We start from the raw sequence: 8929 nt of genomic DNA on the forward strand, positions 1-8929 counted from the left end.
CGGCTGCATCCCCGGCGGGACAAGCTGCGTCGACTCCGGCCCCTGGCCCCCGCCCTGCTGACCGCCACCCTGCCGGCCGCCCGCGGCGTCCCCGCCGGCACCGGGCTGACCGGGCTGGACCACCTGCGTCTGTTCGGGGCCGTCCCCGAACGGCTGCTGGTCGGCCTTGGGCTGCTGCGACGGCTGTACCACCTGGGTCGCCTCGGGCGCACCGAACGGACTGCTCTCCTGTGACTCCGGCTCGCCGGACGAGCCCTGGGCCGGCTGCTCACCGTCGCCCTGGTTGGGTGGTTGCGGAGCACTCATGTGGGCCTTGTACCCCCTTGACGAGGACCGTGGGTGATTTCGCTCGCGCACACGCTATCGGATCACCCTCCGCACGCCACCGAACGCCCCGCCGGGCACGCCCCGGATGCGCAGCCGGATCACGACCCGCCGGAGAGGAACTCCAGCAGGTCCTGCCTCGTGACCACGCCCGCGGGTTTCCCGCCGACCAGCACGAGCGCACCGTCGGCCGTGCCGAGTGCCTTCATCGCCACATCCAACCGCGACCCCGCACCGATCGTCGGCAGCGGCGGCGACATGTGCTGGTCCAACCGGTCGGCCAGGGCGGCCTTGCCGGTGAACAGCGCCTCCAGCAGGTCCCGCTCGTTCACGGCGCCGACCACCTCGGCGGCCATCACGGGCGGCTCCGCGCTGACGACCGGCATCTGGCTGACGCTGAACTCCCGCAGGATGGTCACGGCCTCCGCCACCGTCTCGGTCGGATGGGTGTGCACCAGATCCGGCAGGGTTCCGTCCTTGCGCCGGAGCACGTCGCCGACGGTGTAGTCCTGTTCCTCCGGCGCCAGGAAGCCGTAGGACGACATCCACCCGTCGTTGAACACCTTGCCCAGGTACCCGCGGCCGCCGTCGGGCAGCAGCACCACGATCACGTCGTCCGGGTCCACCCGCTGCGCGAGTTCGAGCGCCGCCGCGACGGCCATTCCGCACGAGCCGCCGACCAGCAGGGCCTCCTCCCGCGCCAGTCGCCGGGTCATGGTGAACGAGTCGGCGTCGGAGACCGGGATGATCTCGTCGGCGACCGTGCGGTCGTAGGTCTCCGGCCAGAAGTCCTCGCCGACTCCCTCCACGAGATACGGCCTGCCGGTACCGCCCGAGTACACCGAACCCTCCGGGTCGGCGCCGACGATGCGGACGCGCCCCTCCGAGACGTCCTTGAGGTACCGGCCGGTGCCGGAGATGGTGCCGCCGGTGCCGACGCCCGCGACGAAGTGCGTCACCCGGCCCTCGGTCTGCCGCCAGATCTCCGGCCCCGTGGATTCGTAGTGGCTGGCCGGGTTCGCCGGGTTGGCGTACTGGTCCGGCTTCCACGCGCCCTCGGTCTCCCGGGCGAGCCGGTCGGAGACGCTGTAGTACGACTCCGGGTGGTCCGGCGGCACGGCGGTGGGGCACACGACGACCTCGGCGCCGTAGGCCTTGAGGACGTTGCGCTTGTCCTCGCTGACCTTGTCCGGACACACGAACACGCACCGGTATCCCTTGCGCTGGGCCACCATGGCGAGTCCGACGCCGGTGTTGCCCGAGGTCGGTTCGACGATGGTGCCCCCGGGCGGCAGTTCCCCGGAGGCCTCCGCAGCCTCGACCATGCGCAGCGCGATCCGGTCCTTGACACTGCCACCGGGATTGAGGTACTCGACCTTGGCCAGCACGGTCGGGCGCAGGCCGTCGGCGAGCGAGTTGAGCCTGACCAGAGGGGTGTCCCCGACCAGGTCGATGACGTGTTCGGCGTAATCCATGTCACCAGGGTAGACACGACGGCGCCGCCCCGGTACCTCGGATCAGGGGGCTCTGCGCCACATTGTCCGAATAGGACCGCCTGTGGTTGGCTTCGCCGGTCACCGTCCGACGAGACCGAGGAGCCCCCACGTGAGACCCCACCGGAGACCCCGGGCCCGCGCGCTCGGGGCGACCACCCTGGCCGGTGTCCTGCTGGCCGCGACACAGACCCCCGCGGGCGCGGAGCCGGGCGGAACGCCCGCCGACCACCACCGGGCCGACTTCACGCTGACCCTGCTGTTCACCAACGACACCGAATCCGCCCTGCTGGGCATCCCCGGCGACGGCACGGACACCGGCCGCATCGTCGACGGCGGCACCCACCCGTACGGCAGCCCCTCCCGCACGAAGACGCTGATGGACCGGCTGCGCCGGGAGGCCACCACGGGGCCACCCGCGCCCGGCCAGGCGGGCCACCGCGGCGAGATCGTGCTCTCCGGCGGCGACAACTTCCTCCCGGGGCCCGAACACTCGGCGAGCACCGTGGAGGGGGCTCCGTTCCACGACGCGCTCGCCTTCGACGGCATCGGCTACGACGCGAGCGCGATCGGCAACCACGACTTCGACCTCGGCCCCGCGGAACTGTCCCGGTTCCTCACCGGGGTCGACGGCCCGACCACCTTCCTCGGCGCGAACCTCGACGTCTCCGCCGAGCCCGCGCTGCGCGCGCACGCCGACGACGGCACGCTGGCCTCCGCCACGGTGCTGCGCACCCGGGGCGAGCGGATCGGCGTGATCGGCCTGACCACCCCGGACCTGCCCGCACTGTCCAGCCCGCGCGACGTCGGGGTGCGCGGTGACCTGGCCGGGATCACCAACGCCCTCTCCCGGGACCTCGCCGGCCGGGGTGTCGACAAGGTGGTGCTGGTCAGCCACCTCCAGGACATCGACAACGAGCTCGCGCTGGTGCCGGAGCTGCGCGGTGTGGACGCCGTCGTCGGCGCGGGCGGCGGCGAGATCCTGGCCGACCCGGGGGACCGGCTGATCCCCGGGGACACCGCCGAACGGGGTTTCCCGCTGTGGGCGGACGACGCCGACGGCGAGCGGGTGCCGGTGGTGACGGTGCCGGGCGACTACTCCTACATCGGCAGGCTGGTCCTGAACTTCGACCGCGGCGGGGATGTGCTCGCCGTGGACGAGCCGCGCACCGGCCCGGTCCGGGTCTCCGGGGTGGGCCCGGACGCGGTGCACGGCGACCCGGCGCTCCGGGAGCGGGTGGAGGAGCCGGTGGCCGAGCACCTGAGCGGGATGGCCGCCGACGTGGTGGCCACCAGCGAGGTGCCCCTGGACGGCGTCCGCCACGCGGTCCGCACCCGGGAGACGAATCTGGGTGATCTCGTCGCCGACAGCCTGCTCCGGGCCGGACAGCGGCGGGCGGGCGAGTACGACGTCGCACCGCCGGAGGTCGCCCTCCAGAACGGCGGTGGCCTCCGCAACGACTCGGTCCTGCCCCCGGGCGAGCTGACGACCCTGGACACCTACGAGATCGCCCCCTTCTCCAACTTCGTCACGGTGGTGCCCGAGGTGCCCCGGGCCACACTGCGGCAGCTGCTCGAACGCGGTGTCGCGGCGGCACCGGCGGCAGCGGGTGCGTTCATGCAGGTCGCCGGGCTCTCGTTCACCTACGACACGACGCGCCGGGCGCAGCGCGTGCGGGAGGGCACCAACGAGATCGAGACCCCCGGCGAGCGGGTCCGGGACGTGACCCTGGACGACGGGACGGTGCTGGTCGCCGACGGCGAGGTCGTCGACGGGCCGCCGGTGTCGGTGGCGACCAACGACTTCTCCGCGCGCGGCGGCGACGGGTACCCGTTCGGTGACCTGGCGTTCACCCCGGTCGGCACGACCTACCAGCAGGCCCTGCGGGAGCATCTCACCGGGGAGCTCGGGGGCAGCGTCCCCCGGACCGCCTACCCCGAGGGCGGCACGGGACGGATCACCGCAGTCGGCGGTGACGACTGACCACGCCGTCCGACGACATCCGACGTCCGACATCCGGGGGAGCGGAACGGTCCCGGCCCCCGGGTGTCGGCGGATGTGTCCGGGGGCACCCGGATCAGTGGTTCCGCCGACCCGGGCAGGCAGGATATATACCTAAGCAAACGCTTAGCCGACCCGAAGGAGTGTCCACATGCCGGAAGCCGTGATCGTGTCCGCGGCCCGTTCGCCGATCGGCCGCGCGGGCAAGGGCTCGCTGGTGAACATGCGGCCCGACGACCTCACCACGCAGATGGTGCGGGCGGCGCTGGACAAGGTCCCCCAGCTCGACCCCGCCGAGATCGACGACCTGATGCTCGGCTGCGGCCTCCCCGGCGGGGAGTCCGGCTTCAACATGGGCCGTGTCGTCGCCGTGCAGCTCGGCTACGACCACCTCCCCGGGTGCACGATCACCCGCTACTGCTCGTCCAGTCTGCAGACCACCCGGATGGCCCTGCACGCGATCCGCGCGGGTGAGGGCGACGTGTTCGTCTCCGCGGGGGTGGAGACGGTCTCCCGCGGCGTGAACGGCACCTCCGACTCCTGGCCGGACACGCACAACCCGTTGTTCGCCGACGCCGAGGCCCGTACCGCGCGCTGGGCGGAGCAGGGCGGCGACGACTGGGTCGACCCGAGGGAGAACGGCCAGCTGCCCGATGTCTACATCGCGATGGGGCAGACCGCCGAGAACCTGGCGCGGGTGAAGGGCGTCTCCCGCGAGGAGATGGACGAGTTCGGGGTGCGCTCGCAGAACCTCGCCGAGAAGGCCATCGCGGACGGCTTCTGGGCGAACGAGATCACCCCGGTGACCCTGCCGGACGGCACCGTGGTCTCCGCCGACGACGGCCCCCGCCCCGGGGTCACCCTGGAGAAGGCCGCGGGCCTCAACCCGGTGTTCCGCCCGGACGGCCGGGTCACCGCCGCGAACGCCTGCCCGCTCAACGACGGCGCGGCCGCGCTGGTCATCATGAGCGACACGAAGGCGCAGGAACTGGGCCTCACGCCGCTGGCCCGCATCGTGTCCACCGGCGTGTCCGGCCTGTCCCCGGAGATCATGGGCCTGGGGCCGGTCGAGGCGTCGAAGCAGGCGCTGTCCCGCGCCGGAATGTCGATCGACGACATCGACCTGGTGGAGATCAACGAGGCGTTCGCCGCCCAGGTGATCCCCTCCTACCGGGATCTCGGCATCGACCTCGACAAGCTGAACGTCAACGGCGGCGCGATCGCGGTCGGCCACCCGTTCGGCATGACCGGGGCGCGGATCACCACGACCCTGCTCAACTCGCTGCGGCACCACGACAAGCAGTTCGGTCTGGAGACCATGTGCGTCGGCGGCGGCCAGGGCATGGCCATGGTCCTGGAGCGGATGAGCTGACGTCCCCGTGCCCGCGGCCGGTGGGATCCGCACGGACCCATCGGCCGCGCTCCGGACCCGCCCCGGTCACACCGTCGTCGGCCGGGCCGCGCAGATGACCGTGGCGGGTTCGGGGTAGGTGAGCGAGAAGGCCGCCTCGACGTCCGCGCACGCCCGGCGCGAATCGGTCGTGCCCTCGGCGACCTTCAACACGGCCAGTTCGGCGGCCGGATCGGTGCAGCGCACGCGTTCGTAGCCGGCGGGATCGTCGGTGGCGACGTTGGTCAGGCAGTCGCCCTGTTCGACGTTGAGCATCAGACACACCAACGCGCCGTCCGGGTGCTGGTATCGGTCGTACGGGCCCGTCGGGCAGCCGGCCGCGGGATCGTCGACCAGCGCGGCGACCCGCAGTGTGGCCTGCTCGTGCGAGCAGTCCCGGACCTCGGGTTCGTCCGCGGTGTAGCGGAAATCCGCGATGTGGAGGCAGGTGCCCGCCTCGACCTCGGGCACCGCCGTGGCCGCGTGCCACCCGGTGAACCCCACGGCGGCCGCGATCAGAGCGACGGCGACGGCGACCCCGGCCCACGCCGTGCCCTTCCGCGGCGGGGGCGGCGACATCGGCTGCCCGATCGGGGACATCCCGTACGGCATCGCTCCGTGCTGTCCGGGTTGCCAGGGCTGTCCGGGTTGCCAGGGCTGTCCGGGCGGTCCTCCCTGCGGGTACTGCGCTCCCGGCGGACCTTCGGAGGGGGGAACCGTCACCGTGACCTCACACCATCTTCACGCGGAAACCGACCGTGCCGATTGAACACCAGCCGACGACGACACCGGGACACCCCCGGACGTTCCGGGCGCGGGCGGTCTCCCTCGTCGGACACGCGAACGGGGGCGCCCGGCCGACGGGCCGGACGCCCCCGCGGTCCAGGAGCGGCGTGGGTTCCTGGCGCCTACTCGCTCTGCAGGTAGGACAGCAGACGCAGGATCTCCAGGTACAGCCACACGAGGGTGACCATCAGGCCGAAGGCGACGAACCAGGCGAACTTCGCGGGCGCACCCTGACGGATCGCCTGGTCGGCCATGTCGAAGTCCAGCAGGAAGCTGAACGCGGCCACACCGATCACCACGAGGCTGAAGATGATCGCGATCGGCCCGCCGTCCCGCAGGCCGGTGTTCACCCCGAACAGGCCGAGCACGAGGTTGGCGAGCATGAGGACCAGCACGCCGCCCAGCGCGCCCATCATCCACTTGCGGAACTTGGGCGTGACCTTGACCGCTCCGGTCTTGTAGACCACGAGCATCACGACGAACACCGCCGCGGTCCCCAGGATCGCCTGCAGCGCGATGCCGGGGTAGATCATCTCGAAGACCCCGGTGATCGCGCCGAGGAACACCCCTTCGGCGGCGGAGTACGCCAGCGTCATGGGCGCGCTGGCCATCTGCTTGAAAGCGATGATCAGGGCCAGGACCAGGCCCACGAGCATGCCCGCGATCATGGCACCGAAGACGGCGCCCATGGATTCCGCCGCGACCTGCGACTGCGCCCAGATGGCGGTGATGACACCGACGAGCAGCGTCACGCCGAGGCTGGCCCCGGTCTTCATGACGACGTCGTCGACGGTCATCGGCCGGTCGGCCGACCCGGAGGGCGCCTGCGGCGGGCCGTGCCCGGGCTGGCCGCCCAGTGGCTGGTTGAAGCCCGCGTACGGGGCACCCGCCGCACCCTGGGGCAGGTTGCGGAAGGCAGGGTTGCTGGAAGTTCGCACCTGATCCTCCTGGATCTTCTGGCACTTGCGTCGGGACAACGACCGGGCGTGCCGGTCGGTTCCCGGTTGTCGGTAAACGCGACTTTACCCGCACCCCGTGCGAGCCGACGTGCGCCGATCGTGACCCGGAACAGGTCGGGCCGGGACACCGACGTCCACCACCTGGCCGATTGCCCTGGTTATGTTTTCACGGGACCCTCACCAGACGTACCCCACGCCGCCCGACGGGGCGGCGATGTGACGTGCGTCGCACCGGGCACGGGACGGGGAAGAACTGGGGAAAGGGGTAGGTCCGTGGCGCGAAGACGCCTGTTCACCACTGTACGCGGGCCGGGCGGATCACTGCTCGCGACGCTCGCCCTGACGGCACTGGCCCTGGCGACGGTGTCCGTCGTGGCCGTCCCGCCGTCGGCCACGGCCGAGGTACGGGAGGGGATCGGCCACGAAACCACCCCGGGCCAGTCCTGGGGCGGACGCGACCGCTCCGCCGAGCACGACTGGCTCGGCTCCTACGAGGTCGGCGGGGAGCAGGTCTTCTGTGTCTCGTTCGCCCTGAAGGCGCCGGACACCGACGAGACGTACGAACCCGGCGACGAACTGCTCGACAAGTGGGGTGAGCCGCTCGACCCCGACGTCGCCGCGAACATCTCCTACCTGCTGCTGCGCTACGGCGACACGCGGGACGCCGACGAGGCCGCCGCGCTGGCACACCTGCTGCACTCGTGGACGGCCGCGCCGCGGGACTCCGCCGATCTCGACCCGGACAAGCCGTTCACCGAGATCGCCTACGACGTCGAGGCACATCTCGACGCCCTGCCGGACGGTGCCCGGGCCGCGGTCGACCGGATGCGGGACGAGGCGGAGACCTACCGCGGCCCGTGGGAGGTCGAGCTCACCGCACCCGAGGGCGACCAGACGATCGGCACCCCCGCGGAGTGGTCGGTGCGGATCACCAACGCCGAGGGCACCGGCGTCCCCGACGTGGACGTCGCCCTGGACCTCACCGACCTCGAACCCGGCCAGGGGGACGCCTCCGGGGCGGCGACCGTGACGACCGGCGAGGACGGGGCCGCGGCGGTCGCCCTGGCCCCGACCGGGGAGGAACCGACCGTGCGGGCGACGCTGGCCGCCCCGGCCGAGCGGCCCTACGTGCGGGAACCGGTCACCACCGACACCCAGCGGGTCGTGTCCACGGGCGGCGAGCAGGAACTGACGGCCGAGGCCGCGACGACGGCCCGCACCGCCCCGGGCGCCGTCCGGGTGGCCAAGGTGGACGAGGAGACCGGCGACGGGATCGCGGGGGTGCCGCTGGAACTCACCGGCGAGGACGGCACCTCCCCCGCGGTCGGGCGGGACGGCGAACCGCTCGTCGGTGAGGACGGCGAGCCGTTGGTGGTGACGAGTGCGGGCGCCGACGGCACGGCCGCCGTCGAGAACCTGCGCACGCCGCAGACCGTGTGCCTGACCGAGGTCCGCCCGCCGAACGGCTACGGCGACGCCTTCGACCCGGAGAATCCGCCGTCCGCCTGCGGGGAGCTCACCCCGGGCGGCACACTGACGCTCCGGATCGCGAACGTGCCCGACGACGTCCCGGAGACCATCCCCGCGGGGGAACCCACCCTGACGGTCGAGCGGGCCGCGACCACGTCGGGCGCGCCGGTGGGCGCCCTGCTGAGCCTCGGCGGCCTCGCGCTGCTGGCGTCGGTGGTGACCGGACGGGTCGCGCGGAGGAGGTTCGCCCGACGGTGACCGGGTGGGCGACGGAGCGGACGACACAGTGGGTGTCGGTGGGGTGATGGTGGGATGACGGCCTCGACACGGGACCGACGGCGGTGGCTCCGGCCGTACCTGCTCGGGGTGGGCAGCGTCCTGGTCGCCGAGCTGGTGGTCACGGGGGCGCTCGCGCTGCGCGCACCCACCGTGATCGCCGGGACCGCCGTCCCCGCCCCGTCCGACCGCCCGTCGGCGGGGGTCGAGGCGTCCGACGACCGGGCCG

Annotated in this window: 7 protein-coding genes and 1 pseudogene; 5 read left to right on the forward strand and 3 right to left on the reverse strand. The window is 72.6% G+C overall.

What is annotated here, in order from left to right; all coding sequences use genetic code 11:
- Positions 1-234: hypothetical protein (locus SACPADRAFT_RS33115; RefSeq protein ID WP_028662516.1), on the forward strand; the 234-nt coding region annotated here is incomplete at its 5' end.
- Between the two features lie 191 nt (positions 235-425).
- Here SACPADRAFT_RS33115 and SACPADRAFT_RS0216405 read toward each other — a convergent pair.
- Positions 426-1799 carry a cystathionine beta-synthase gene (locus tag SACPADRAFT_RS0216405; protein WP_007025352.1) on the reverse strand — a complete coding sequence of 458 codons (1374 nt, stop codon included), beginning with the start codon at positions 1797-1799 and terminating at the stop codon, positions 426-428.
- Positions 1800-1929: 130 nt separating this feature from the next.
- On the opposite strand from SACPADRAFT_RS0216405, the gene SACPADRAFT_RS0216410 reads away from it, so the two are divergent.
- Positions 1930-3801, forward strand: a complete 1872-nt coding sequence (locus SACPADRAFT_RS0216410; RefSeq protein WP_007025351.1) for a bifunctional metallophosphatase/5'-nucleotidase — start codon at positions 1930-1932, stop codon at positions 3799-3801.
- Between the two features lie 169 nt (positions 3802-3970).
- Complete coding sequence (locus tag SACPADRAFT_RS0216415) at positions 3971-5191, forward strand: acetyl-CoA C-acetyltransferase (protein WP_007025350.1); 1221 nt, start codon at positions 3971-3973, stop codon at positions 5189-5191.
- Positions 5192-5257: 66 nt separating this feature from the next.
- Here SACPADRAFT_RS0216415 and SACPADRAFT_RS0216420 read toward each other — a convergent pair whose 3' ends face one another.
- The gene (locus tag SACPADRAFT_RS0216420) at positions 5258-5821 is read right to left on the reverse strand and encodes an LppU/SCO3897 family protein (RefSeq protein ID WP_007025349.1); all 564 of its coding nucleotides are present in this window, start codon (positions 5819-5821) and stop codon (positions 5258-5260) included.
- Between the two features lie 296 nt (positions 5822-6117).
- Positions 6118-6933, reverse strand: coding sequence for a Bax inhibitor-1/YccA family protein (locus SACPADRAFT_RS0216425; protein ID WP_007025348.1), 816 nt, complete (start codon positions 6931-6933; stop codon positions 6118-6120).
- Positions 6934-7227: 294 nt separating this feature from the next.
- Between SACPADRAFT_RS0216425 and SACPADRAFT_RS0216430 the strand changes: the two genes are divergently transcribed.
- The gene (locus SACPADRAFT_RS0216430) at positions 7228-8682 is read left to right on the forward strand and encodes a collagen binding domain-containing protein (RefSeq protein WP_007025347.1); all 1455 of its coding nucleotides are present in this window, start codon (positions 7228-7230) and stop codon (positions 8680-8682) included.
- Positions 8683-8736: 54 nt separating this feature from the next.
- Positions 8737-8929 (forward strand): annotated as a pseudogene (locus tag SACPADRAFT_RS28245) (class F sortase); the annotation flags it as partial.

The sequence above is a fragment of the Saccharomonospora iraqiensis subsp. paurometabolica YIM 90007 genome (assembly GCF_000231035.2).
GTDB lineage: Bacteria > Actinomycetota > Actinomycetes > Mycobacteriales > Pseudonocardiaceae > Saccharomonospora > Saccharomonospora paurometabolica.

Excerpts from the sequence above, each read along its gene's own strand:
- SACPADRAFT_RS0216405 (WP_007025352.1), bottom strand. The coding sequence starts at position 1,799 with ATGGATTACGCCGAACACGTCATCGACCTGGTCGGGGACACCCCTCTG.
- SACPADRAFT_RS0216420 (WP_007025349.1), bottom strand. The coding sequence starts at position 5,821 with ATGCCGTACGGGATGTCCCCGATCGGGCAGCCGATGTCGCCGCCCCCG.
- SACPADRAFT_RS0216415 (WP_007025350.1), top strand. The coding sequence starts at position 3,971 with ATGCCGGAAGCCGTGATCGTGTCCGCGGCCCGTTCGCCGATCGGCCGC.